This is a genomic window from Mycobacterium sp. (assembly GCF_036490025.1).
Classification (GTDB): Bacteria; Actinomycetota; Actinomycetes; order Mycobacteriales; family Mycobacteriaceae; genus Mycobacterium.
This window is the reverse complement of sequence record NZ_DASXEP010000080.1, coordinates 43,199-67,284: the sequence shown is the minus strand read 5'-3', so window position 1 is coordinate 67,284 and position 24,086 is coordinate 43,199. Positions and strand designations below refer to the sequence as shown.

Here is a 24,086-nt window from a genome sequence, read left to right as displayed (position 1 = left end):
GGATCCGAAGATCATGCCTCGTATCGAACCCGTCCCGATGGACCAGCTGAGCAAGCATTCCCGAGACATCGTTGAAGCAGGAGTCGCCGCAGGCCTTTACGCCACACCGGTGCCATTACAGATCTTCGCTTATCGCAGCGCCCAACTCGCCCAGGTGGACATGGCCAGGACCCATATGGGTGCCGAGACCCTGCTCGGCAGAAGGATATTGGAGCTGTTGCGTATCCGCAGCGCCCAATTGGGCGAATGCGAGCCCTGCAGCCAATCGCGCAAGCACGACTCGATCACCGACGACGACGTGGTATGCCTGCTGACACCGGGCCACGAGTCCCTGTCGGCGCAGGAGCGAATTGCCGTGGAATTCCTCGACCTGTTGTCAAGCGACCATCACTTGATCGACGACGAGTTCTACCGCCGATTGGGCGAGCACTTCACCGCAGCGCAGATCATCGAACTCGGATTCGCTTGCGCCTCAACGATGGGACTGCATCGTTTTCTGCACACCCTCGATGTGTACGGCGATTCATCTCCGGTTATCGACTACTCCCCCGACCACGTCGATTCTGCTCATCCGCAACGGCAGCACTGATCACTTCGGATGTAAGCCCCAGGCCCCCCAGGCAGAAGCGTCGTACGCGGTCCCGGAGCTCCTTGGGATCGCGGGCCGCCGTCGCCCAGTGCCGTTCGACATTGGCCCACACCACGCCGTGGATGGACAGCGCCGCCCCGTCGGGATCGATCTCTTGGAACACGCCCAGATCCTTTCCGCGCGCGAGCTGTTCGACAAGCGGGCGAAGGATCTCGCGGTATGCGGGCGCGACGACCTCGGGCGCCACGAACATCTGGGTCTGCGCCTCCAGAGACATCTGGCGCAGGTCGGAGCGAATCTGCGTATTGAAGGCGATGTCCAGCCGCCCGTCGATCCATGCCGCCACCGCACCGACCGGATCGCGGCCATCGGACATCCGCTGCTCTAGCCGTGCGACCTCGGCGTGTGCCATCTCGAGGAACACCGCCGCGATCAACTGGTCTTTGGAGTCGAAGTGGCGGTAGAAGGCCCGGGTACTCGAGTTCGTCCTGCTGAGTAGCTGCGCGACCGACACCGCCTGAACGCCTTCAGCGCGAATGACTTCGGTGGCGGCAGTGACGAACGCCGCACGCGTCTGTGGATCCGGCGCGACTTTTTGGCGCCCGCCGGTCCGGACCGTATCGCCCCGTTCAGGCAGACGCATCGTAGGTGGCGATGTAGTCGGCGAACGCCTCGTGTACTCGTTCGGGGGTCAACCCGTAGTCAGTCAAGTCATAGCTGTGGGTACCGCGATGACCGGGCTTGTGGTCGTCTGCCCACTGCTGCACCGTCGCCCGGGCCGAATCGGAGAATGTGAGGCCGAGCTTTTCGTAGCTGTCGGCCACGGTGTTGACCGAGTCGGATTGCAAGTCGGCGAATGACACGTCGACGAACCGGTCGTCACCGAACTTCCTGCGGAATTCCATGGCACGCCGCATGCCTTCGGCCCACCATGCCAGCTGTTCGGCGCCGAGTTCTTCGGGATCCCGACGATCGCTGCTCCAACTGCGGACGTAGGCGATGAGGCTGCACACCGATCCCAGTACCTTCGCCGGATCACGGTGACTCCACAGGAATTTCGCGTTCGGATAGGCCTCGACGAACGCATCGAGTGCGAACATGTGCACCGGCGTGCGCAGGTGCCACAGATTCGGCTTGCAGTGCCATTGCAGCAATTTGAGCACGTCTTTGTGAAAGGCGTACGTCTCGCGCATGTCCGTCTGCAGCAGCCACTCCACGTAACCGGGTACCCGGACCACCCCGTCGAAGTGGAAGGTGCGAAAGCTCATGCCCATCAGGTCCTGGCATTCGGTCGAGGCCTCGGGTTCGGAACTGACCATCGTCTGGAAGTCGGGGAACATCTGCGAGATCATCGCAATGCCCTCGGCGGCTTGTGCGATCCGCGGGTCGTGGTGCTGCGTGGCGGACTCCGGCGGTGGGGTGGGCGCCTGGGATTCCCACACCCGCAATGACCTGAATTGTGAATCGGCAGCGACCAATTGGCTCAGCGCGGTGGTACCGGTGCGGGGCAGACCCAGCACGACGACCGGGCCATCGACAACCTCGTCGGCGATCTCGGGATGGTTCTTGTAGGTGTCCACGATCTTGAGTCGCTGAATCAGCGCGTTGCTGATGGTGGCATGCTGCATCACCCGGCCCAGATCGTTGAGTTTGGCCTCGGTGTTCAACGCGGCAACGGTCTGCTCGAGACCCTCGCGGTAATACGGCGAGCCGAAATCGTCGAGTCCGGTCGCGGCGCGGGCGCCGTCCTCGAGTTCGTCAGCAGAGAAACTCATCGGTAGAACCTTTCGTGTACGGCGCGTCGCCGGCCTTCGATGACCCTGGCGCGTTCATCGGGGGCGGTCATCCTGCTGCCCGGGGGCAACGACGAGATGACGTCGTCGCATTTGACCACGCGGGTACCGGGCACCGGGGCGGTTTCCGTTCGCACGCAACGCAATAGCATTGCACCGTTGCTGTGTCCCATGGTGTCCAACCAGTTCGCCACCCCGGGGTCGTTCGCAGCGATGACGGCCCGGAAGATCCCGTCGGGGTCCAGGACCGCCTGATGGCCGTTGAGGCTGGATTGATGGCGACCGTAGTGGATGGTCTCCAGCCACGGATTGCCCAACGAGATGCTCCAGTACACGCCGACCGGGGGTTCCACCTCTAGAATCAGCGCCTCATCCGGCTCGAGCTCGAATCTGCCGATCACAGGACGGTTTTCGGCCGCAGCGCCCATCTCACTCATGTCCATCGGCGGAATGAAACCGTTTGCCGGCGGCATCGCACCGAAATCGAGAAAGAATTTCAGATTGTCGTAGACGAAGTCCCCCAACGCATGCAGCTGCCGAGACACGGAGACATCGAGCTCGATCGGCCGGGCCTCGGGGATCACCTCGTCGCCGACCCGCTCGATCTTCAGCGTCGCCAAAACCTCGGTGTCCCAGTCGTAGAGGAAGTTCCGCACGGTCAGCGTCGGATGATCGCCGGCAAGTCGCAGCCAGTTGCCGTTGTGCTCGTCGCCGGACAGGATCACCGCGAAGCTTCCGTCCGCCGCGACGTCGAGATCGTCGACGAGGCAGTTCGAGGTCGCCGCGATGCCGTCCATGATCTGCAGTCCGACGTAGCGCGCCGTCCCCCGGTTGCCGAAGAGTCGATAGGTCTCCCCCGCGCGCAGGCTCGCATTCATGTACACGCAATCCGGACACTCCAGGCCCCAGGTCACGATGTCGTCCATGCTGGCGCGGTTGACCGCGAGGACGGGGTCGGGGTCGACGCGAAGCGCCACGTCCGCGCCGACCGCCAGCAGCACCATCAGGTGGCGCATGCCCGACGCGTAGTCGAGGCGGTTCTTGTTGACCGGTGCGGTCCTGACCAGTTGCTCGGCGGCACTGAGCCGCTCCTGCAAGTGATTCCATGCCTCCGAGAGGTCGGCCGCCTGGTCGTCTCCGCCGTCGAGCGCCGCCTCCGCGATCGTGTGGGGCAGCCATGCCATCGGGTTTTTCCAGGCTTGTGAGCCCGTCGTTTCGGCTTCATCGGCCACGTTGTCACTCCAGCCAGGTGCAACTACCAAGCAATTGAAAATACTGTTTTCAATTGCGTAGTTGGTATCACGAGGCCGACGTGGCGGTCAATAGACATCGAAGAACGGGCTGACCAGGTCGCCCACCCGACGGCGGCGATCTCGAACAGTCCCGCCAATGGGATCAGCGCGGTATCGGCCGCGAGGACGCTACCGAGTCACTCCCACTCGATGGTGCCGGGTGGCTTGCTGGTGACATCGACAACCACGCGGTTGACCGCGGCGACCTCGTTGGTGATCCGGGTGGAAATCCGCTCCAGCACGTCGTAAGGCACCCGAGTCCAATCGGCGGTCATGGCGTCCTCGCTGGACACCGGTCGCAGCACAATCGGATGCCCGTATGTCCGACCGTCGCCCTGCACGCCCACCGACCGGATATCGGCGAGCAGCACCACCGGGCACTGCCAGATCTGCTGGTCCAGACCCGCCGCGGTCAACTCCTCGCGCGCGATCGAGTCGGCACGACGCAGCGTCTCCAGCCGCGCCGCGGTAACTTCACCGACGATACGGATCGCCAAGCCTGGCCCCGGAAAAGGCTGGCGCGCAACGATTTCCTCCGGCAGGCCCAGTTCGCGCCCGACCGCGCGCACCTCGTCTTTGAACAGCAACCGCAACGGTTCGACGAGAACGAACTTCAGATCGTCGGGCAGACCGCCGACATTGTGGTGACTCTTGATGTTCGCAGCACCGGTACCTCCACCGGATTCCACCACATCGGGATACAACGTCCCCTGCACCAGGAACTCAATATCCTTGTCTGCCAAAGTATCTCGCACAGCCCCTTCGAACGCGCGAATGAACTGCCGGCCAATGATCTTGCGCTTGCCCTCGGGATTGGTCACCCCGGACAGCGCGTCGAGGAAGGTCGCCTCCGCGTCGACTGTCACCAGGTTGGCACCGGTAGCGGCGACGAAGTCGCGCTGCACCTGCGCGCGCTCGCCGGCACGCAGCAGTCCGTGGTCGACGAACACACACGTCAGGCGGTCCCCGATGGCACGTTGCACCAGCGCGGCGGCCACCGCCGAATCCACCCCGCCGGACAGCCCGCAGATCGCGTAACCATCCTCGACCCGGTTGCGGACGTGTGCGATCAACGCCTCGGCGATGCCGGCCGGCGTCCAGTCCGGGGCGATGCCGGCGAACTCGTGCAGGAACCGGGTGAGCACCTGCTGGCCGTGCGGAGTGTGCAAGACCTCAGGGTGGTATTGCACGCCGGCCAATCGCCGCGACCGGTTCTCGAAACCGGCCACCGGGGAACCCGCGCTGGTGGCCACCACCTCGAACCCGTCCGGCGCCGAGGTGACGGCGTCACCGTGACTCATCCACACCGGCTGCGTATCAGGAAGGTCCGAATGCAGTTCACCGCCAACGACTTTCAGCTCAGTTCTGCCGTACTCGCTGGTGCCGGTGCGCGCGACGGTGCCGCCGAGGGCCTGAGCCATCGCCTGAAACCCGTAGCAGATACCCAACACCGGCACGCCCAGGTCGAACAACGCCGGATCCAGTTGCGGCGCGCCCTCGGCGTACACGCTGGCCGGGCCGCCGGAAAGCACCACCGCCTGCGGATCGCGGGCCTTGATCTCGTCGACCGAAGCCGTATGCGGAATCACCTCGGAGAACACCCGGGCCTCGCGCACCCTGCGGGCGATCAACTGGGCGTATTGCGCGCCGAAGTCGACAACCAGCACCGGACGGGACGCTGCGGACTCCACCGGCACAGTCTAGAGGCGTGCGACGGTCGGTTCATCGGCCCACGCTTCGTGACACCCGCCTACAGCGAAAACACGCCGCGCAGTGTGTCGACGTCGTCGGTTTCGCCGTCGTAGGCAATGCGCCGCAGCGCCGCCTCGCGCTTGGCTTCGGTGGAGCCTAACCGCGCGGTGATGAGATCTGCAGCGCCGACCGTGATGATCACGTCCGGTTTGCTGTGTGCGGCGGCGAAACGGCCCTGCTGTACCGCGAACTCGAAACGGCGGGTGTCGATTTCGGCGCGGTAGGTCCCAGCCAAAGCCGCGGCTTTGGTCGAATCGAACGGGATCACGAATCCGGCGAGAAACCCGGTCAACGGCGACACCGGGTCGCCATCGAGCAAGTCCAGTCGGTCCAAACCAAGCCAGGCAATGCTTTGGAGGACGGATGGCACCCGCTGCCAGCCGACGTCGCTGAGGCGGTAGACGGTGCGCGCAATCGGGGGCGGCAACTCGGCGCGGTCGATGAGCCCGGCGTCCTGTAGCTCTCTGAGGCGCTCCGCCAGCAGGTTGGTCGCGATACCTGGCAGCTCGGCGCGCAGGTCGCTGTAGCGGCGCGGACCTCCCAGCAGCTCCCGCAGGATCAGCAAGGTCCACCGCTCACCCAGGATGTCGAGTCCTGTGGCGATCGGACAGTTCTGGTTATAGCTCTTTCGAGCGGACATCTGGTCAGCCTACCAATGGCAGACGTGTTTTTCAACTAGTTACTTGAAATACTTGTCTGTCAAGCTTAGAGTTCTGTCCATGCGATCTCATCCTGTCTTCCGCGATCACCCAGTCGTCGCGCTTGCCGTCATCTGCCTGAGCGTCTTCGCGATCAGCGTGGACGCCACCATCGTCAACGTCGCACTGCCCACGCTGTCAGCCGACCTCGGCGCCGACACCGCGCAACTGCAGTGGATCGTCGACGCTTACACCCTCGTCATGTCGGGCCTGCTGCTGTCGGTCGGCAGCCTCAGCGACCGCTACGGCAGGCGTGGCTGGCTGTCTTTCGGACTAGCACTGTTCGCGATCACCTCCGCTGTTGCGGCACAGGTGCATTCGGCAGATGCGCTGATCGCTGCGCGTGCCGCCATGGGCGTGGGCGCGGCCGTGATCTTCCCAACCACGCTGGGCCTGATCACCAACATCTTCACCGACCCGATACCGCGCGCCAAGGCGATCGGCCTGTGGGCGGCCATGGTCGGCGTCGGAGTGGCCGTCGGTCCGATCAGCGGTGGTTGGCTGCTCGAACACTTCTCCTGGGGCTCGATCTTTCTGGTGAACGTTCCCACCGCGATGGTGGCCATCGTCGGCGGCGTGCTGTTCGTTCCGACCTCGCGCGACCCGGCCACACCACCCGTCGACCTGCCCGGGTTGGTGTTGTCCGCGGGCGGAGTGACGGCGCTCGTCTACACCGTCATCGAAGCACCCAGTTGGGGCTGGAGCAGCACCCGTGCCGCGCTTGGCTTCACCCTGGCCGCAACCGTTCTCGCCGTATTCGCGCTGTGGGAGCGGCGTAGCGCACATCCGATGCTGGACGTGACGGTGTTCTTCAACCGTCGATTCTCCGGCGGCAGCCTGGCCGTGACCGCGGGCTTTCTGACATTGTTCGGGTTCATCTTCGTCATCACCCAGTACTTCCAATTCATCAAGAACTACAGCGCATTCGAAGCCGGAGTGCGCCTGTTGCCGGTGGCCATCTCGATCGTAGTGGCCAGCATCCTGGGGCCACAACTGGTCGAACGGGTCGGTAGCACCGCCGTCGTCGCCGGCGGGCTCACCGTGTTCGCAGCCGGCCTGGCGTGGGCGTCCACGGTCGATGCGGCAACGCCCTACAGCCAGATCGCAACGCAGATGCTGCTTCTCGGCGGCGGCCTCGGTCTCACGACCGCGCCGGCTACCGAGGCGATCATGGGATCCCTGTCACCCGACAAGGCAGGGGTCGGCTCGGCCGTCAACGACACCACCCGCGAACTTGGCGGCACGTTGGGCGTCGCCATCGTGGGCAGTGTCTTCGCGTCGGTGTATTCCGGTCGGCTCGGCTCGGCATCAGCGCTAGCCGGATTGCCGGTCGATGTCCGGTCGGCAATGCAGCACTCAATGGCGGTGGCGCACCGAGTCATCGAACAATCCGCGGTGGGACGTATGCCAGCCATCCGAGATGCCGTCAACCACGCGTTCCTCGACGGCCTACAGGTCGGATCGCTGGTCTGCGCGGCTATCGCGCTGTCCGCCGCCCTCATCGTCACCGTGCTGCTGCCGGCGCGGGCACGCCAATCGACAGTCGCCGCAGAAGAAGTCGAACTGCCCGAGGGTGGAGAGGTCGCAGCATGAGCTATACAGATGCATGGAGCAATGGCCATGGCCAGGTCAAGTTCTTTACTCGGTCGGACGGGTCCCGCCTGCGGTATTACACCGCGGGCGTTGGGCCGGCGCTCGTCCTCATCCACACCGTGCGGACCCAGCTCGACTACTTCCAGCGAGTCATTCCGCAACTATGGGACTCCTACACCGTCTATGCCCTGGATCTTCCGGGCATGGGATGGTCCGACATCGTGCCGGGAGCCCGGTATGACGAACCAGAACTGCATGCCGCGGTTCTGGAGTTCGTCACCGGACTAGACCTGCGCGCAGTCACCCTCGCCGGTGAATCACTCGGCGGCGCAGTAGCTCTGGGTGCCTCGATCGACCTCAAAGATCGCGTGAGCAAAGTCGTCGCGTTCAACAGCTACGACTACCCGGGAGGGCTCGAACGCGGCAACCTGTTCGCCAGATTCATCGTCAGCGCGATTCGGACGCCGGGGCTGGGCCCGGTTTTCGGCCTGATGGAAAACCGGCTCACCCTGTGCGGCGTGATGCGGGGCGGGGTAGTCGACAAGACCAAGCTCGACACGGAATTCCTCGCCGAGCTCCGGAAGAGCGGACGCCGCAAAGGATATCCGCGAGTCGCCCGTGCGATCTACCGCAGCCTCAAGGGGTTCCAGCAAGCGCGGGAACGCTACCCGCAAGTGTCGGCGCCCGTGACGCTGGTCTACAGCGAGCGGGACTGGTCGCGTCCCAGCGAACGGGACCAGGTGGCCGGCCTGCTAGCCGATGTCCAGCGCATCACGTTGCCGAACACCGGCCACTTCTCGGCTCTGGAAAACCCGCACGACATGACCCGCATACTCCTGCAGGCACGGTGATAAGCAATGAGGCAACTCGCCTGACCGGAAAGAGAGCAGACGTGACCAACGCCCAAATTCCTGCCCAGTATTCGACTGGCCTATCGCACAACAACATTGAGCAAGCGCTCCTCGCCGCCGGAAAGGACCTGGACCATCTCTTGCCGGCGGACCTCGCGATGATGGAGGACTTCCACACCATGGGTCGCACCGCCACGAGCCAACTGGTGGATCTGGTCGGCATTTCAAGTGACAATCAGGTGCTCGACGCGGGCAGTGGGATCGGCGGGACTGCTCGCTTCGTCGCCGATCAGTGTCGCTGCCACGTTACAACCGTCGATCTGACCGAGGAGTATTGCGAAACGGCGCGTTGGCTTAACCGACTTGTCGGGTTGGACGAGCGGATTTCGGTCCATCAAGCAGACGTCGCCGAACTGCCCTTCGCCGATGGAACTTTCGACGTTGTCTTCAGCCAGCACGTTCAGATGAATATCCCCGACAAGGCCCACCTCTATCGTGAAGCACGCCGGGTGCTGACCAGCGGGGGGCGGCTTGCCCTGTGGGACATCACAACTGGCGATCTCGGCGAACTCGACTACCCACTGCCATGGGCCGACCAACCCCGAGTCAGCCACCTGGCCACGCCGGGCGGGTTGCGCGGAGCCGCCGAGTCCGCGGGGTTCGCGATCGACCACTGGAACGACCTCAGCGACCAGGCGGGCACCTTGATGCAGACGCTTTTGACACTGCCGCCCAGCCCCCTCGGGCTGCAAGCCTTCGTCCCCGACTTTGCGCAGAAAGCTAGCAACCTGACTGCAGCGCTCTCCGACGGACGACTCCGCGTCATCCAAGGTGTGGCCCGCGCGACCGTCTAGAACCGTTGCTTGACAGAAGCGTAGTCATTTGACTACAGTACCCTGCATGCAGGTGTAGTCGACCGACTACACATCGGCGAGAGGCCTACCGCAATGACGATTCCGTCGACATCCACCCTGACCGTGACGCAGTTGGGCAGCCGCATCGGCGCGCGTGTCGACGGCGTACGACTGGCCGGCGACCTGAACACCGCCACGATCGGACAGATCCGCGCGGCGCTGCTGCGCCACAAGGTGATCTTCTTCCGCGATCAACACCACCTTGACGACGCCCAACAGCATGCCTTCGCCGCGCGCATCGGCACTCCCGTCGCCCACCCCGCGGTGCAGCAGCAGAACCTGCCGATCATCACGCCGATAAACTCCGACTACGGCAAGGCCAACCGCTGGCACACCGACGTCACGTTCGTCGCGAACTATCCGGCCGCCTCCATCCTGCGTGCGGTGACCCTGCCGGGCTACGGCGGATCGACACTGTGGGCTTCCACCGCCGCGGCTTATCAGGCGCTGCCCACGCCGCTCAAACACCTCGCCGAGAATCTCTGGGCGCTGCACAGCAACCGGTTCGACTACATCGCCGCGCCCGAGGCGCAGACCGACGACCAGAAAACGCATCGAGCGCGCTTCGAGAAAATCGACTTTCGCGCCGAACATCCGGTCGTCCGCGTCCATCCCGAGACCGGTGAACGAACCCTGGTGGCCGGCGACTTCGTGCGCGGATTTGTCGGGCTGGACAACTACGAGTCACAGACGCTTCTCGAGTTGCTGCAACGACGAATCACCATGCCGGAGAACACTGTTCGTTGGAATTGGGTGCCCGGCGACGTCGCCATCTGGGACAACCGCGCGACTCAGCACCGAGCGATCGACGACTACGACGACCAATACCGGCTCATGCACCGCGTGACCGTGCAAGGCGACGTGCCCGTCGACGTGCACGGCCAACGCAGTCGGGTGATCAGCGGCGCGCCCCTGCAGGCCGTCGACATCGTCGCAAGCTGACCCCACGGTGCGGTCGCGCCATCCAGCAGGCGTGCGGCCTCGGATAGCCGAACAGCGGGAAAACAGTCGGTCAGTCGGAACGCCTGGCGAACCGGCATCGGGCATGGTGAGGTGGAGGCTGGCTCGATCTCCCAAGGCCGAGATCACCCCTGACCGAAGTCATCCTAGAAGGGAGGCCCGCAGTGCTGGGTCTACCGGAATCCGTGCACGCCTGCTTGTTCGATCTCGACGGTGTGCTCACTGACACCGCGAGCGTGCACACCAAGGCCTGGACGGTCATGTTCGACACGTTCCTGCAGCAGCGGGCCGAACAGACCGGCGAGAAATTCGTGCCGTTCGACCCGGTCGACGACTACCTGAAATACGTCGACGGCAAAAAGCGTGAAGACGGCGTCCGGTCGTTTCTGGCCAGCCGAGGCATCGAGCTGCCCGACGGCGATCCCGACGATTCGCCGGACAAAGAAACCGTCTACGGCCTGGGCACCCGCAAGAACGACGCTTTCCAGAAGACGTTGCATCAAGACGGCGTCAAGGTATTCGAGGGCTCGCGCCGCTACCTGGAAAAGGTTGCCGCCGCGGGCCTGGCCACCGCGGTGGTGTCCTCCAGTGCCAACACCCGCGAGGTGCTCGAGATCACCGGACTCGACAAGTTCATCCAGCAACGCGTCGACGGCGTGACCCTGCGCGAGGAACACATCGCGGGCAAACCGGCACCCGATTCGTTTCTGCACGCAGCCCAGCTGCTGAACGTCACCCCCGCCGAAGCAGCGGTGTTCGAGGATGCCCTCTCCGGCGTTGCCGCCGGGCACGCGGGGCATTTCGGCTTGGTCGTGGGTGTCGACCGGGTGGGTCAAGCCGACGAATTACGCAGCCACGGAGCCGATCTCGTGGTGACCGACCTCGCCGATCTGATTTAGGAACCAGACATGATCAATGAAGACGCCTTCCCCATCGAGCCGTGGCAGGTTCGCGAGACCCGCCTCGACTTGAACATGTTGGCCCAATCCGAGTCGCTTTTCGCATTGTCCAACGGACACATCGGGCTGCGCGGCAACTTCGACGAGGGTGAACCGCACGGACTGCCGGGCACCTACCTCAACTCGTTCTACGAAGTCCGGCCGCTGCCGTACGCCGAAGCAGGTTTCGGGTATCCCGAAGCCGGCCAAACGGTCGTCGACGTCAGCAACGGCAAGGTGTTGCGTCTGATGGTCAACGATGAGTTGTTCGACGTCCGCTACGGCCAATTAATCGACCATGAGCGCATTCTCGACCTGAGGGCCGGCACGCTGGAGCGCCGCGTGCAGTGGCGTTCGCCCGCGGGACGGCAGGTGAAGTTGGTGTCGACGCGGCTGGTGTCGCTGGCCCATCGCAGCGTCGCAGCGATCGAGTATGTGGTCGAGGCCGTCGACGAATTCATCCGGATCACAGTGCAATCCGAGCTCGTCAGCAACGAGGACCAGCCGGCAACCTCGCGCGATCCGCGGGTCTCGGCGGTGTTGGACAGACCGTTGGAGCCCGTCGACCACGAGGTCACCGACAACCGTGCAGTGCTGATGCACCGCACCAGAGCCAGCGGACTGATGATGTCGGCCGCAATAGATCACGAGATCGAGGTCCCGGGACGCGTCGAGGTCCACACCGAAGCTCGCCCAGACCTGGCCCGTACCACGGTGATCTGTGGGCTGCGTCCCGGCCAACGGCTGCGCATCGTGAAGTATTTGGCGTACGGCTGGTCGAGCCTGCGCTCCCGACCGGCGCTGCGCGACCAAGCCGCGGGTGCGCTGGCCGGTGCCCGCTACGCCGGCTGGCAGGGCCTGCTGGACGCACAGCGGGAATACCTCGACAAGTTCTGGGACAGTGCAGATGTCGAGGTCGACGGCGACCCCGTCATCCAGCAGGCGGTCCGGTTCGGGCTCTTTCACCTGGTGCAGTCGAGCGCCCGCGCCGAGGGCCGCGGAATTGCCAGCAAGGGACTCACCGGAACCGGTTACGACGGCCATATCTTCTGGGACAGTGAGGGATACGTTCTGCCCGTGCTGACCTACACGTTGCCGCACGCGGCTGCCGATTCGCTGCGATGGCGGGCGTCGACACTGAACCTGGCCAAGGAGCGTGCGGCCGAACTGGGCTTGGAAGGCGCGGCGTTTCCGTGGCGGACGATTCGGGGGCAGGAATGCTCCGGCTACTGGCCGGCCGGCACGGCCGCCTTCCACATCAACGCCGATATCGCGATGGCGTTCGAGCGGTACCGCATCGTCACCGGCGACCACTCGCTGGAAGAAGATTGCGGCCTCGAGGTCCTGATTGAAACCGCGCGGCTGTGGCGCTCACTCGGCCACCACGACCGGCACGGGGTGTGGCACATCGACGGAGTGACCGGTCCCGACGAATACACCGCGATCGTGCGCGACAACGTCTTCACGAATCTGATGGCGGCGCACAACCTCGAGGTGGCTGCCGCGGCCTGCGCCCGCCATCCCGAGAAGGCCCGGGCGTTGGGCGTCACCACCGAGGAAACCGCCGCCTGGCGCGACGCGGCCAGCGCGGCCCACATCCCCTACGACGAAGAGCTCGGCGTGCATGAGCAGTGCGAAGGCTTCACCACCTTTGCCGAGTGGGACTTCGAAAACAGGCACAGCTATCCGCTGTTGCTGCACGAGCCCTACGTCCGGCTGTACCCCGCGCAGGTGATCAAGCAGGCCGACCTGGTGTTGGCGATGCAATGGCAGAGTCACGCATTCACACCGGAGCAAAAGGCCCGCAACGTCGACTACTACGAACGCCGCATGGTGCGCGACTCGTCACTGTCAGCGTGTACCCAGGCAGTGATGTGCGCCGAGGTCGGTCACTTGGAGCTCGCACACGACTATGCCTTCGAAGCGGCCCTGATCGACCTGCATGACCTGCATTCCAACACTCGCGACGGTTTACACATGGCCTCGCTGGCCGGCGCGTGGATGGCTCTGGTCAACGGCTTCGGCGGCCTGCGCGACGACGAGGGAATCCTGTCGCTCGATCCGCAACTGCCGGATAGCTTTGCGCGCCTACGGTTCCGGTTGAACTGGCAGGAATACCGGTTGACGGTCTCGGTCACCCACCAGGACGTCACCTACACCCTGCGCGACGGTCCGGAGGGCGAGCTGAAGATCCGGCACGCCGGCGAGGAGCTGGTGCTGACCACGACTGAGCCGACAACCGTTGCAATACAAGAACGTAAGCCGCTGTTGCCGCGACCGCCGCAGCCACCCGGCCGCGAGCCGGTGCACCGACGCAGTGGCGTGGCGATGCCGAAAGTTGTTGCGGTCAGCCCGCCGAGCTGATCCGCTCCTCAGCATCGTCGCCGGCGGGGGAAGGCCAGCGCAGCGCCCCCGGGGCTGAGGCCGGCACCACCGGGTGGGCCGGCGCGATCGGGTCGATCCGGCGATAGGGCTCACCCTGCCGCGGCCGCGCGTCGTTCTCCCCCTTGTTCGGCCACAGCGACGCGGCCCGTTCGGCCTGCGCGGAGATTGACAGCGACGGGTTGACCCCGAGGTTCGCCGAGATCGCCGCGCCGTCGACCACCGACAACGTCGGGTAGCCGTACACCCGGTGATACGGGTCGATCACGCCATGCTCGGCGCTGTCGCCGATCACCGCGCCACCAAGAAAGTGCGCGGTCAACGGGATGTTGAACAGCTCGCCCCAGGTTCCGCCCGCGACGCCGTCGATCTTGGCGGCGATGCGACGGGTGACTTCGTTGCCGACCGGAATCCACGTCGGGTTCGGCTCGCCGTGCCCCTGCTTGCTGACGTAGCGACGTCGGCCGAGCCGGCCGCGTTTGGTGAACGTGGTGATCGAGTTGTCCAGATGCTGCATCACCAGCGCGATCACCGTGCGCTCGCTCCACCTGTGCGGATTGAGCATTCGAAGGATGCCGCGCGGATCTTCGCCGGCCTGATCCAGCAGCTGCCTCCATCGCGGCACATCCGTACCCTCGGGACCGGACCCGTCGGTCATCAAGGTCTGCAGCAGACCCATGGCGTTGGAGCCCTTGCCGTAGCGGACAGGTTCGACGTGAGTGTCGGAGGTGGGGTGAATCGACGAGGTGATCGCCACCCCGTGGGTCAAGTCCAGGTCCGGCGAGACCTTCAACGTCGCGGCACCGACGATCGATTCGGAGTTGGTGCGGGTCAGCACACCCAGCCGATCCGACAGACCGGGCAACGTGCCGGTGTCGCGCATCTTGAACAGCAGCCGCTGGGTGTTGTAGGTGCCGGCGGCCAGCACCACGTGATTCGCGGTGAACGTCCGCTTCTTCCGGCGCAGCAAGCGTCCGGTGTGCTTGGTGCGAACCTCCCACAACCCGTCCGGCCGCTGTGCGAACTTGGTGACAGTCGTCATCGGATGTATCTGCGCCCCAGCCGATTCGGCAAGGCCGAGGTAGTTCTTCAGCAGAGTGTTCTTGGCGCCGTAGCGGCAGCCGGTCATACATGAGCCGCATTCCAGGCAGCCGGTCCGGGCCGGGCCGGCGCCGCCGAAGTACGGGTCCGGCACCGTCTCACCGGGTGTCTTGGTTCCGTTCGGACCGAAGAACACCCCGACCGGGGTCGGCACGAAGGTGTCGCCGCAACCCATGTCGTCGGCGACCTCTTTGACCACCCGGTCAGCGTCGGTGAACGTCGGGTTCTCGACCACACCGAGCATCCGCTGCGCCTGCTGGTAATGCGGCATCAGCTCCGAGCGCCAGTCGGTGATGTGCGACCACTGCTGATCGTTGAAGAACGGCTGCGACGGCACGTACAACGTGTTCGCGTAGTTCAGCGATCCCCCGCCGACGCCCGCGCCGGCCAGGATCATCACGTTGCGCAGCAGATGAATGCGCTGGATGCCGTAGCAGCCCAGTTGGGGTGCCCACAGGAACTTGCGCAGGTTCCACGAGGTTTTGGCGAAGTCCTCGTCAGCGAAGCGGCGGCCGGCTTCGAGCACGCCGACGCGGTAACCCTTTTCGGTCAACCGCAGCGCGGTGATGCTGCCCCCAAAACCCGAACCGATGATCAAGACGTCGTAGTCAGGCTCCATCGCACCAGTATGGACTTACCCGCCGGTAGCAAGCCAGAGTGCCGGCGTTCAGGCTGTCAGCTGCTGGCGGTCAACGCGACCTTCTGGAATTCCTTGAGGTCGCAGTAGCCCGATTTGGCCATCGACCGGCGCAACCCGCCGACGAGGTTCAACGAGCCGAATGGATCATCCGACGGGCCGTTGAGAACTTGGTCCAGCGGGGGCCGCTCGCCGACCGCGACCTGCAGCAATGCCCCCCGCGGCAACGACGGGTGGGCGGCGGCGGACGGCCAGAACCAGCCGTCACCCTGCGCCTCGGCCGCCTCGGCAAGCGGGGTGCCCAGCACCGCCGCGTCGGCGCCGCAGGCAATGGCCTTGGCCAGATCGCCGGACGTGTGGATGTCGCCGTCGGCGAGCACATGCACGTAGCGACCGCCGGTCTCGTCGAGGTATTCGCGGCGGGCCGCGGCGGCGTCGGCGATCGCGGTGGCCATCGACACGCTGATCCCGAGCACCTCGCCGCTGGTGGTCACTCCACTGGTCGATCCGTAGCCGACGATGACCCCGGCGGCGCCGGTGCGCATCAGGTGCAGCGCGCTGCGGTGGTCAATCACCCCACCGGCCACCACCGGCACGTCGAGTTCGGAGATGAACGTCTTCAGGTTCAGCGGCTCGCCGTCGCTGGCGACGCGTTCGGCGGAGACGATCGTGCCCTGGATCACCAGCAGGTCGATGCCGGCCGACAGCAACGCCGGCGTCAGCGCCTGGGCGTTCTGCGGGCTCACCCGTACCGCGGTGGTCACCCCGGCGTCCCGGATACGGGCCACCGCCGCGCCCAGCAGATCGGGATCCAGCGGCGCAGCGTGCAACTGCTGGAGCAGCCGGATGGCTGCCGACGGCTCGGGTTCTTTGGCCGCGGCCTCGATGACCTGAGCGATCTTGGCTTCCACGTCCGGGTGGCGGCCGATCAGCCCTTCGCCGTTGAGCACGCCCAGCCCGCCGAGCCGACCGAGTTCGATGGCGAATTCCGGCGACACCAGCGCATCGGTCGGATGCGCGATGACGGGAATCTCGAACCGGTAGGCGTCGAGCTGCCAGGCCGTCGTGACGTCCTGCGAAGAGCGGGTGCGACGCGACGCCACGATACTTATTTCATCGAGTTCGTAAGTGCGCCGGGCTGTTCGGCCCATGCCGATCTCAACCATGTCACGCATGAGCGGTCCTTCGATCAGTTCACCGGGCGTAGTAGTTGGGCGCTTCGGCGGTCATCGTGATGTCGTGCGGATGGCTTTCTTTCAAACCCGCCGCGGTGATTCGGACGAACTGGGCCCGCTGCAGCCCCTCGATGGTGTCGGCGCCGGTGTAGCCCATCGCGGCGCGCAATCCACCGGTGAGTTGATGAATCACCGACGATAGCGGCCCACGGAAGGGCACCCGACCTTCGATGCCCTCGGGCACCAGCTTGTCCTCGGAGAGCACGTCGTCCTGGAAATAGCGGTCCTTCGAGTACGACTTGGCCTCACCTCCCGAAGCCCCACGGCCTTGCATAGCGCTCAGCGATCCCATGCCGCGGTAGCTCTTGTACTGCTTGCCGTTGACGAAGATCAGCTCGCCGGGCGCTTCGCCGGTACCGGCCAGCAGCGACCCCAGCATCGTCGTGGACGCGCCCGCAGCCAGCGCCTTGGCGATGTCACCGGAGTACTGCAGTCCGCCGTCGGCGATCACCGGCACACCGGCCGGCCCGCAGACCGCCACGGCCTCGAGAATCGCGGTGATCTGCGGCGCTCCGACGCCGGCCACCACGCGGGTGGTGCAGATCGATCCGGGACCAACGCCGACTTTGACCGCGTCGGCGCCGGCCTCGACTAGCGCCGCGGCCGCCGACCTCGTCGCGACATTGCCGCCGACGATCTCGACCCGATCGCCCACTTCGGCCTTGAGGTGAGCGACCATGTCGAGCACCAACCGGTTGTGCGCGTGCGCGGTGTCCACCACCAGCAGGTCGGCGCCGGCGTCGGCCAGCGTCATCGCACGCACCCAGGCGTCGTCGCCGACGCCGACCGCGGCCCCGACCAGCAACCGGCCGTCGCTGTCCTTGGTCGCCAGCGGGTGCTGTTCGGTCTTCACGAAGTCTTTGACGGTAATCAGCCCGGTCAGCCGCCCGTGGCCGTCGATGATGGGCAGCTTCTCGATCTTGTGCCGGCGCAACAGTCCCAGCGCGGCGTCCGCGGTCACGCCCTCCTGGGCGGTGATCAGCGGGGCTTTGGTCATGACCTCCGCCACCTGCTTGGACTGGTCGACCTCGAAGCGCATATCGCGGTTGGTGATGATCCCGACAAGTGAGCCCAGCCCGTCGATCACCGGCAGCCCGGAGATCCGGAACCGGGCACACATCGCATCCACCTCAGCCAACGTGTTCTCCGGGTGGCAGGTGACCGGGTCGGTGACCATGCCGGCCTCCGAACGCTTCACGGTTTCGACCTGTCCGGCCTGCTCGGAGATGGGCAGGTTGCGGTGCAAGACCCCGAGGCCGCCGGCGCGGGCCATCGCGATCGCCATCCGCGACTCGGTGACGGTGTCCATCGCCGAGCTGACCAGCGGCACCTTCAGCCGCACCTTCTTGGTGAGCTGGCTGGAGGTGTCGGCGTTCGCCGGCACCACATCGGAGGCAGCCGGCAGCAGCAGAACGTCGTCAAAGGTCAGTCCCAGCATCGCGATCTTCTGCGGGTCGTCACCGCCGGTGGGCACCGGATCGTCCGGAAAACCACCGACCCGGGGATACGACGCGACAATCAGGTCGCCGGTGCCTTCGAGACGGGACAAGCCAGATGACATTGCCGGGGCCCTCCCATACGCGCGCGGAGTGAGAACGCCATCCTATCGGCTCGCGCCCAGCGACGATGCACGCCGCGACGCGGCGTGAGGAGAAGGCGGGCAATCGGGCCCTGCCGGGTGGCGGCGACGCGCGCCGGGGAAGCCCGTGAGGCCGCGACATGGGGGTTGGGCTGCGGGGGTAGTGCTGGCGTGATACCCGCCCGGCTGCGTACTGTGGAAGCCGTGCGCGACTACCTTCCACCCGGTTTGCCGCCGGACCCATTTGCCGACGACCCGTGTGATCCGTCGTCGGCATTGGACGCGGTGGAGCCCGGCCAACCGCTGGACCCTCAGGAGCGGATGGCAGTCGAGGCCGATCTGGCCGACCTGGCGGTCTACGAGGCCCTGTTGGCGCACAAAGGTGTTCGCGGCCTGGTGGTGTGTTGCGACGAATGTCAGCAGGACCACTATCACGACTGGGACATGCTGCGCGCCAACCTACTTCAGCTGCTGGTCGACGGCACTGTGCGTCCGCACGAGCCGGCTTACGACCCCGAACCCGATTCCTACGTGACCTGGGATTACTGCCGCGGGTACGCCGACGCCTCGCTCAACGAGGCCACCTCGGACACTTCGATATCACGGGAATAGCCCGACTCGCCGTTGAACGGCTCCCGCTTTCCGACGACCACATCTGCTCAACCGCCAAATGGGTTGGGCGCAACCGTGATAACCGGACCACCCGGCGGTATCACCGCCACGGTGGCTGTTGCGCTGATGGTCGGGACCGCGCCCGGTCCCGCGTTGGGCGGCATCGTCGCATTGCGGTCGCGGCCCGCCACCTTCGCGTTCAACCGGTTCACCTTCTCGATGAGCCCCTGTTTGCGGCCGTTGTCGCGGACGCTCTGCAGGTGGGCGCCGACCGTGGCCAATTTGTCCTGGGCCTGACCCCATTGGCCCAGCGCGATCATTTGCTCAACCTGGCCCAGGTCGGTTTCGGCTGACACGGCGATCCGGGCATCGCGGATCGACACCGGCTCCCCCGACAGCGCCGTGCGGACGGTGTAGAGCGCGTCGCCGGGTTGGGCCTGGCCCAGCACGGCACCGAATCCCGCGACGCTGAGCACGGCGGCGGCCACCACGCTGACCAGGGCCATCCGGCGACGAGCGCGCCGGCGCCCGGCCAGCCCGCGGTTCAACGCCGCCACCGCGTCGTGCTCCGGGCACACTCCGCGGGGACCTGGACCCCTCAGCTCGTCGCGCCAGTCCTCCAGCAGGCCGGCCAGTATCCGGTCCCCGGTATCGCCATAGTCGGCGACGTCAACGAAGTCGACCGGCTCGCGTCTGGTCAGCGCGTCGACGAACCGCTCGGTGCGGGCCACCGCGTCCGGATCGGGCTGATCAAATGGTGTGACAACTGGGTCAGACATAATCTCGTCCTGCCGCAGCGATCGCGGATTTCAGCCGCGCCAACGCGCGGTGCTGGGCAACTCGCACCGCACCCGCGGTGCTGCCGACGGCCGCGGCGGTCTCCTCTGCGCTCAGGCCGACCACCACCCGCAAGATCAGGATCTCGCGTTGCTTGTCGGGCAATATCTCCAGCAACTCGCTCATCCGGGTGACCGAGTCGGCGTCGAGTGCCGCTTGCTCGGGACCCGCATCGGTCGACCGGCGTTCGGGAACCGACTCCGCAGCATAGGAGAGATCGCGGCCGACGGCGCGATACGCGTCGGCCACCTTATGCGCGGCAATGCCGTACACGAATGCCAAGAACGGGCGGCCGCGGTCGTGGTAGCGCGGCAGCGCCATGACGGCTGCCAAGCAAACCTCCTGTGCCACATCGTCGGCCGACAGACCGCTCCGCTCCCACGTGCCGACTCGGGCCCGGCAGTATCGGACCACGATCGGCCGGATCGTCTCCAGTACTTCCCGAAGCGCGTCCCGATCGCCTGCCACCGCATCGGCGACAACCGCGTCGAGACGTTCCTCCTGCGTTGTCATCGACGGCAACATCTCCAGCGTTACGAGCCGGGCGTCGCCCGGCCCGGTGGGGCACTAATACGACAATAGTGACCCAGCAGAGCTCAGGGCCGTCGCCAGGCTCCGCCCCAACGCTCGACGCGGCGGGCGCAGTCGTCGCGGATGCCGCGCAACTCGCCGGCCGAGTTTCCTGCGCCGGCCAGGTCGACGAGTAGACCGGCCACCGCCCAGCGCAGCGGTAGCAGCCGCAATTGACCGGTGAGCTCCAGCGCCGCGTCGGCGACAGTTCGCGCGCGATCGAGGGCACCGTTGCTGCACAACGCCGCGGCCAACACCACGTCGCTCTTGGCCCGGTGCCGGGTGGCGCCGCCAAGGGTGGTTGCAACCAATTCGACGGCGAGCTCCGCGTTGCGGACCGCGACGGCGCCTTGGCCGCGGGCCATCGCCAGCTCGGCGGCGACCCAGGCTTTTCGTATCGCCAGCCGGTGCGGCGCCTGCGCCACCAACGGCTCGGCCCGCCCAAGCAGCGTCGCTGCTGCCGCCAGCCGCCCCACGCCCAGTGCGTCGGCCGCCAGCCCGGTCAGCGCGTCGGCGGCCGCCTCGGGGTCACCACCGGCCAGCGCCAAGGCGCGACCGTCCCAGCCGCGAGCCAGGCTGTGCCAGCCCAGCTGGCGCAGAAACGACGCCTGCGTGCTATGAGCGAGCGAGGCAAGCCTGCCGGACGGTTCGGCGCGCATCAGGATCGCGAGGTCGGCATACGCGCTGCCGTAGCGGCCCTGCCCTGCCGCGGCGACCGCACGCAACCACCGCTGATGGGGTGTCGCCGCAGCCGGTAACGGCCAACGTCCGGGCTGTTCGCCGAAAGCGACCGCGACGAGGTCTGACTCGACAGGCGAGCTGCGAGAGATATGTATCACGCTGGGCTATCCGTTAAGACTTGATGGTTTCTGAGTTACACCAGTATTAAATCCATCGATGAGCATATTTGTTGTGCCTGGCACGTGATTCGGCCACGAGCTGCAACATTTCGTCACAGCGCGACGTCAACGTGCACTCGCGGTTCAACAAACTCCTCGCGTGGATGAACTCGCGGTAAATTCCCAAGCCGCAGTTGGGCATTCGGCAGATTACAGCCTGTTGACGGAATTTCCCTAGCGCCCCTACCTTTAACGTCGACGAGTAGTCACCGGTGACCCGCTCGATTGAGTCGGCCTGAACCTGGGCGTGTAGAGAGGGACTTCAATGCCGCAACCGGAGCAACTACCAGGCCCCAATGCAGATATTTGGGAATGGCAATTACAAGGCCTCTGCCGCGGCGTGGATTCGTCGGTGTTCTTCCACCCGGACGGCGAGCGCGGCCGGGCCCGCCTGCAGCGTGAACGTCGCGCCAAGGAGATGTGCCGCCAATGCCCGGTGCTGGCCCAGTGTCGTGCGCACGCCTTGGACGTGGGCGAGCCGTACGGGATCTGGGGCGGGCTGTCGGAAACCGACCGCGAACTGCTGCTCAAGCGTGACATCGGCAGAACGCGCAGCATTCGCCGCAGCGCGTAGTTCGGTTCTAGAGCACCGACCCGTCCTGCTTGTACTGCTCGATCTTGTCCCAGTCGATCCCGGCGTCCAGCAGGATCTCTTCGGTGTGCTGGCCGTGTTCGGGTGCGCCGGTCGGCTGCACGTGCTGCCCGTCGAACTGGACCGGGTTGGTCGGCAGGATGTAGGGCTTACCGTTCATCGCGTTCACGGTCGGGATGTAGCCGTTGGCGACGACGGCGGGATCGTTGCGCAGCTCGCTAGTTCTCTGCAGGACGGCCCACGCTCCCGACAACGGCTTGAGGACGTCGCGCCACTGGTCGACGGTCTTTGAGGCGAATTCCTCGTCCATGATGTCGATGAGCTCGCCGCGGTTCTCGAACCGGGAATGACCGTCGGCGAACCGTTCGTCGGTGATCAGGTCGGTACGGCCGATGACGGTCATGAACTCGGGGTAGAACTTGTCGCCCTGCAACATCATCAGCGTGATGTAGCGGTCGTCCTTGGTCCGGTAGTTACCGACCAGCGGGTTGGGCATTTCGCGGTGGGTGAACGTCGGGATCGGGTCGCCGCCGTACAGCATCGCGGCGGTCACCTGGGGGGTCATCGCCCACGCAGCGAGCCCGAGCAGCGAGACGTCCACGATCGAGCTCTCTCCGGTCGACTTGCGCTTGTACAACGCCGCGGCGATCCCACCGGCGATGGTCAGCCCGCCCATCAGGTCGCCGAATGCCGGGGTCTGCATGACGGGCTCGGGCAGCTCGCGAGTGAGCGCGTCGGCGATCCCGCCGCGCGACCAGAAGGACACCCCGTCATAGCCGGGCTTGTCGGCGTCGACTCCCTGTGGCCCGTAACCGGATCCGCGAACGTAGATGATGTCAGGATTGACGGCGCGAATCTCGTCGACGTCGATGCCGAAACGCTTGCGCCTGCCGGGCAGATAACTGGTGAGGAACACGTCGCTGGTCTTCGCCAGTTCCTGAACGACCTCTTGCCCGCCCGGTGTGGTCAGGTCGATGCCGATGGATTTCTTTCCGCGGTTGGGCATTTCGATCATGTAGTTGACGGCGGTCGGTCCGCCGGGGATGAGGCCCATGGTCACCAGGCCCCGCTGCGGGTCGCCACCCTCCCGCGGCTCGACCTTGACGACGTCTGCACCCCACTCGGCGAGCACCGCGCCGGCCGCGGGGACGAACGTCCAGGCCGCGACCTCCAAGATGCGGATACCACTGAGTGGTTTGGCGCCGGTCATATCCAATCCTCCTGCATCGCGGTCAGTTTCGAACTATTCGCTGATGAGCCCGAACCGGCGATAAGCGGCACGGATGTCGATACGCGCCTGCTCGGGCAGCTTGGCTTGTGGGGGGCGGGATTCCGGGTAAGACCCGATCGGTAGTCCGACCACCGATGCGGCGAACTTGAACGCGCCGCCCCAGTGGGTGAAGTAGTCGGGGCGTCCGGGATAGCGGGTGAACCAACCGCGCATGTCCAGCTCGAACTGGTCGAGCCCCGATTCCTGGGCGTAATCCATTGCCTCGACCAGCTTGTCGTTCCAGACCAGCTCCCAGTACTGTGACAGGGCTCGCTTCTGCGGAGTCTCGAACAGATAGCCGGTGGTGCCGAGTTGCCCGGGGCCGACGATGCCCGACCGCAGCCAACCGGCGCGGTACACCGTCGTATCGCATTCCCAGATCACCAGATCCGGTGCGAGCTCGTGCAGCATGCGGCTTTGATGTGGCCTGAACGATCCCTCCTTGGTAGCGCATACCGCGGGAATCTCCTCGACAATGCGAGCGCTCTCCTGAGCGGACAGTACATATCCCGAGCTGGGCGAGTTGAACATTCCCAGTGCGATGTCGGTCCGCTCGGCGATATACCTGAAGAAGCTCAAAACACCTTCGCCGCCGTGCAATTCCATCATCGGCGTCTGGATGTAGACAATGTCGGCGCCGGCATCTTGCGCATGCTGCGTCAGCTCGAGTACGTCTTTGGCCGACATCGCCGCGGTACACGACTGTACGATCACGTCGGAGTTGATGCCCCGCGCCTCGTCAATAGCGATCTCCAGCAGCTTCTTTCGCTCGGCGACGGTCAGCGACCAGAATTCCGCGACACCGCTTGTCGCCCAGAGCATGGGGTGTCCGAGCGTACCGACACAGTGCCGGACCAGGGTGCGGTAGGCGTCCCAGTCGATGTCATCGCCGTCGCGTCCGCTGAACGGGGTGTACAGCGAGTCGCCGATGCCGTGCAGTGTATTGCGCGCCCATTGCCGAGCGTCCTTGGCGTTAGCCATTATTCACTCCT

At 65.4% G+C, this 24,086-nt stretch carries 22 protein-coding genes; 9 read left to right on the top strand and 13 right to left on the bottom strand.

What is annotated here, in order from left to right; translation table 11 throughout:
• Nucleotides 1–13 precede the first annotated feature (13 nt).
• Complete coding sequence (locus VGG53_RS09335) at nucleotides 14–589, top strand: carboxymuconolactone decarboxylase family protein (protein ID WP_331517757.1); 576 nt, start codon at nucleotides 14–16, stop codon at nucleotides 587–589.
• On the opposite strand, the gene VGG53_RS09330 is transcribed toward VGG53_RS09335, so the two are convergent.
• The 5 genes from VGG53_RS09330 to VGG53_RS09310 all read right to left on the bottom strand — a co-directional run bounded on the left by VGG53_RS09330 (nucleotide 534) and on the right by VGG53_RS09310 (nucleotide 6,066).
• Nucleotides 534–1,232 carry a TetR/AcrR family transcriptional regulator gene (locus tag VGG53_RS09330; protein ID WP_331517756.1) on the bottom strand — a complete coding sequence of 233 codons (699 nt, stop codon included), beginning with the start codon at nucleotides 1,230–1,232 and terminating at the stop codon, nucleotides 534–536. The genes VGG53_RS09335 and VGG53_RS09330 overlap by 56 nt on opposite strands.
• Nucleotides 1,219–2,364, bottom strand: a complete 1,146-nt coding sequence (locus tag VGG53_RS09325; RefSeq protein WP_331517755.1) for a sulfotransferase — start codon at nucleotides 2,362–2,364, stop codon at nucleotides 1,219–1,221. Before VGG53_RS09325 ends, VGG53_RS09330 begins: the two co-directional genes overlap by 14 nt.
• Nucleotides 2,361–3,566, bottom strand: a complete 1,206-nt coding sequence (locus VGG53_RS09320; protein ID WP_331517802.1) for a DUF1214 domain-containing protein — start codon at nucleotides 3,564–3,566, stop codon at nucleotides 2,361–2,363. The genes VGG53_RS09325 and VGG53_RS09320 overlap by 4 nt, the downstream gene beginning before the upstream one ends.
• 245 nt (nucleotides 3,567–3,811) lie before the next feature.
• Nucleotides 3,812–5,365, bottom strand: coding sequence for a glutamine-hydrolyzing GMP synthase (gene guaA, locus VGG53_RS09315; protein ID WP_331517754.1), 1,554 nt, complete (start codon nucleotides 5,363–5,365; stop codon nucleotides 3,812–3,814).
• Nucleotides 5,366–5,424: 59 nt separating this feature from the next.
• The gene (locus VGG53_RS09310) at nucleotides 5,425–6,066 is read right to left on the bottom strand and encodes a helix-turn-helix domain-containing protein (protein ID WP_331517753.1); all 642 of its coding nucleotides are present in this window, start codon (nucleotides 6,064–6,066) and stop codon (nucleotides 5,425–5,427) included.
• Between the two features lie 79 nt (nucleotides 6,067–6,145).
• On the opposite strand from VGG53_RS09310, the gene VGG53_RS09305 reads away from it, so the two are divergent.
• The 6 genes from VGG53_RS09305 (at nucleotide 6,146) to VGG53_RS09280 (ending at nucleotide 13,744) form a co-directional block, all read left to right on the top strand.
• The gene (locus VGG53_RS09305; RefSeq protein ID WP_331517752.1) at nucleotides 6,146–7,717 is read left to right on the top strand and encodes a DHA2 family efflux MFS transporter permease subunit; all 1,572 of its coding nucleotides are present in this window, start codon (nucleotides 6,146–6,148) and stop codon (nucleotides 7,715–7,717) included.
• Entirely contained in the window at nucleotides 7,714–8,568 is an 855-nt protein-coding gene (locus VGG53_RS09300; RefSeq protein WP_331517751.1) for an alpha/beta hydrolase, read from the top strand. Before VGG53_RS09305 ends, VGG53_RS09300 begins: the two co-directional genes overlap by 4 nt.
• A 41-nt stretch (nucleotides 8,569–8,609) precedes the next feature.
• Complete coding sequence (locus tag VGG53_RS09295) at nucleotides 8,610–9,422, top strand: class I SAM-dependent methyltransferase (protein WP_331517750.1); 813 nt, start codon at nucleotides 8,610–8,612, stop codon at nucleotides 9,420–9,422.
• A gap of 93 nt (nucleotides 9,423–9,515) precedes the next feature.
• The gene (locus VGG53_RS09290; RefSeq protein WP_331517749.1) at nucleotides 9,516–10,424 is read left to right on the top strand and encodes a TauD/TfdA family dioxygenase; all 909 of its coding nucleotides are present in this window, start codon (nucleotides 9,516–9,518) and stop codon (nucleotides 10,422–10,424) included.
• 149 nt (nucleotides 10,425–10,573) lie between these two features.
• On the top strand, nucleotides 10,574–11,341 hold the full coding sequence (locus tag VGG53_RS09285) for a beta-phosphoglucomutase family hydrolase (RefSeq protein ID WP_331517801.1): 768 nt from the start codon (nucleotides 10,574–10,576) through the stop codon (nucleotides 11,339–11,341).
• 9 nt (nucleotides 11,342–11,350) lie between these two features.
• Nucleotides 11,351–13,744 (top strand): glycoside hydrolase family 65 protein, encoded by a 2,394-nt coding sequence (locus VGG53_RS09280; RefSeq protein WP_331517748.1) that lies wholly within the window; start codon nucleotides 11,351–11,353, stop codon nucleotides 13,742–13,744.
• Here the strand turns inward: VGG53_RS09280 and VGG53_RS09275 are convergent.
• From VGG53_RS09275 to guaB, 3 genes are read right to left on the bottom strand one after another with little or no spacing between them, the layout of a single operon-like run.
• On the bottom strand, nucleotides 13,728–15,482 hold the full coding sequence (locus VGG53_RS09275; RefSeq protein WP_331517747.1) for a GMC family oxidoreductase: 1,755 nt from the start codon (nucleotides 15,480–15,482) through the stop codon (nucleotides 13,728–13,730). The two genes, VGG53_RS09280 and VGG53_RS09275, sit on opposite strands and share 17 nt — an antisense overlap.
• 56 nt (nucleotides 15,483–15,538) lie before the next feature.
• Nucleotides 15,539–16,666, bottom strand: a complete 1,128-nt coding sequence (locus VGG53_RS09270; RefSeq protein ID WP_331517800.1) for a GuaB3 family IMP dehydrogenase-related protein — start codon at nucleotides 16,664–16,666, stop codon at nucleotides 15,539–15,541.
• Between the two features lie 28 nt (nucleotides 16,667–16,694).
• A complete protein-coding gene (gene guaB, locus VGG53_RS09265; protein ID WP_331517746.1) occupies nucleotides 16,695–18,296 on the bottom strand; it encodes an IMP dehydrogenase in 1,602 nt (533 codons plus the stop codon).
• A gap of 222 nt (nucleotides 18,297–18,518) precedes the next feature.
• Between guaB and VGG53_RS09260 the strand changes: the two genes are divergently transcribed.
• On the top strand, nucleotides 18,519–18,926 hold the full coding sequence (locus tag VGG53_RS09260; protein WP_331517745.1) for a DUF5319 domain-containing protein: 408 nt from the start codon (nucleotides 18,519–18,521) through the stop codon (nucleotides 18,924–18,926).
• Nucleotides 18,927–18,973: 47 nt separating this feature from the next.
• On the opposite strand, the gene VGG53_RS09255 is transcribed toward VGG53_RS09260, so the two are convergent.
• The 3 genes from VGG53_RS09255 to VGG53_RS09245 form a co-directional block, all read right to left on the bottom strand.
• Entirely contained in the window at nucleotides 18,974–19,705 is a 732-nt protein-coding gene (locus tag VGG53_RS09255) for an anti-sigma-D factor RsdA (RefSeq protein WP_331517744.1), read from the bottom strand.
• On the bottom strand, nucleotides 19,698–20,276 hold the full coding sequence (locus tag VGG53_RS09250; protein ID WP_331517743.1) for a sigma-70 family RNA polymerase sigma factor: 579 nt from the start codon (nucleotides 20,274–20,276) through the stop codon (nucleotides 19,698–19,700). Before VGG53_RS09250 ends, VGG53_RS09255 begins: the two co-directional genes overlap by 8 nt.
• 83 nt (nucleotides 20,277–20,359) lie before the next feature.
• On the bottom strand, nucleotides 20,360–21,172 hold the full coding sequence (locus VGG53_RS09245; RefSeq protein WP_414688926.1) for a hypothetical protein: 813 nt from the start codon (nucleotides 21,170–21,172) through the stop codon (nucleotides 20,360–20,362).
• Between the two features lie 325 nt (nucleotides 21,173–21,497).
• Here VGG53_RS09245 and VGG53_RS09240 point away from each other — a divergent pair, with 325 nt between their 5' ends.
• Nucleotides 21,498–21,806: a WhiB family transcriptional regulator gene (locus VGG53_RS09240; protein ID WP_331517742.1), complete on the top strand. Its 309-nt coding sequence runs from the start codon at nucleotides 21,498–21,500 to the stop codon at nucleotides 21,804–21,806.
• 7 nt (nucleotides 21,807–21,813) lie between these two features.
• On the opposite strand, the gene VGG53_RS09235 is transcribed toward VGG53_RS09240, so the two are convergent.
• Complete coding sequence (locus tag VGG53_RS09235) at nucleotides 21,814–23,034, bottom strand: CaiB/BaiF CoA transferase family protein (protein ID WP_414688925.1); 1,221 nt, start codon at nucleotides 23,032–23,034, stop codon at nucleotides 21,814–21,816.
• A gap of 33 nt (nucleotides 23,035–23,067) precedes the next feature.
• Complete coding sequence (locus tag VGG53_RS09230; protein ID WP_331517740.1) at nucleotides 23,068–24,075, bottom strand: dihydrodipicolinate synthase family protein; 1,008 nt, start codon at nucleotides 24,073–24,075, stop codon at nucleotides 23,068–23,070.
• Nucleotides 24,076–24,086: the final 11 nt, after the last annotated feature.

What these genes read in the sequence shown, in the direction of transcription:
- VGG53_RS09335 (WP_331517757.1), top strand. Translation starts at nt 14, where the DNA reads ATGCCTCGTATCGAACCCGTCCCGATGGACCAGCTGAGCAAGCATTCC.
- VGG53_RS09330 (WP_331517756.1), bottom strand. Translation starts at nt 1,232, where the DNA reads ATGCGTCTGCCTGAACGGGGCGATACGGTCCGGACCGGCGGGCGCCAA.
- VGG53_RS09325 (WP_331517755.1), bottom strand. Translation starts at nt 2,364, where the DNA reads ATGAGTTTCTCTGCTGACGAACTCGAGGACGGCGCCCGCGCCGCGACC.
- VGG53_RS09320 (WP_331517802.1), bottom strand. Translation starts at nt 3,566, where the DNA reads ATGGCATGGCTGCCCCACACGATCGCGGAGGCGGCGCTCGACGGCGGA.
- VGG53_RS09310 (WP_331517753.1), bottom strand. Translation starts at nt 6,066, where the DNA reads ATGTCCGCTCGAAAGAGCTATAACCAGAACTGTCCGATCGCCACAGGA.
- VGG53_RS09305 (WP_331517752.1), top strand. Translation starts at nt 6,146, where the DNA reads ATGCGATCTCATCCTGTCTTCCGCGATCACCCAGTCGTCGCGCTTGCC.
- VGG53_RS09300 (WP_331517751.1), top strand. Translation starts at nt 7,714, where the DNA reads ATGAGCTATACAGATGCATGGAGCAATGGCCATGGCCAGGTCAAGTTC.
- VGG53_RS09290 (WP_331517749.1), top strand. Translation starts at nt 9,516, where the DNA reads ATGACGATTCCGTCGACATCCACCCTGACCGTGACGCAGTTGGGCAGC.
- VGG53_RS09280 (WP_331517748.1), top strand. Translation starts at nt 11,351, where the DNA reads ATGATCAATGAAGACGCCTTCCCCATCGAGCCGTGGCAGGTTCGCGAG.
- VGG53_RS09275 (WP_331517747.1), bottom strand. Translation starts at nt 15,482, where the DNA reads ATGGAGCCTGACTACGACGTCTTGATCATCGGTTCGGGTTTTGGGGGC.
- VGG53_RS09270 (WP_331517800.1), bottom strand. Translation starts at nt 16,666, where the DNA reads ATGGTTGAGATCGGCATGGGCCGAACAGCCCGGCGCACTTACGAACTC.
- guaB (WP_331517746.1), bottom strand. Translation starts at nt 18,296, where the DNA reads ATGTCATCTGGCTTGTCCCGTCTCGAAGGCACCGGCGACCTGATTGTC.
- VGG53_RS09255 (WP_331517744.1), bottom strand. Translation starts at nt 19,705, where the DNA reads ATGTCTGACCCAGTTGTCACACCATTTGATCAGCCCGATCCGGACGCG.
- VGG53_RS09250 (WP_331517743.1), bottom strand. Translation starts at nt 20,276, where the DNA reads ATGACAACGCAGGAGGAACGTCTCGACGCGGTTGTCGCCGATGCGGTG.
- VGG53_RS09240 (WP_331517742.1), top strand. Translation starts at nt 21,498, where the DNA reads ATGCCGCAACCGGAGCAACTACCAGGCCCCAATGCAGATATTTGGGAA.
- VGG53_RS09235 (WP_414688925.1), bottom strand. Translation starts at nt 23,034, where the DNA reads ATGACCGGCGCCAAACCACTCAGTGGTATCCGCATCTTGGAGGTCGCG.
- VGG53_RS09230 (WP_331517740.1), bottom strand. Translation starts at nt 24,075, where the DNA reads ATGGCTAACGCCAAGGACGCTCGGCAATGGGCGCGCAATACACTGCAC.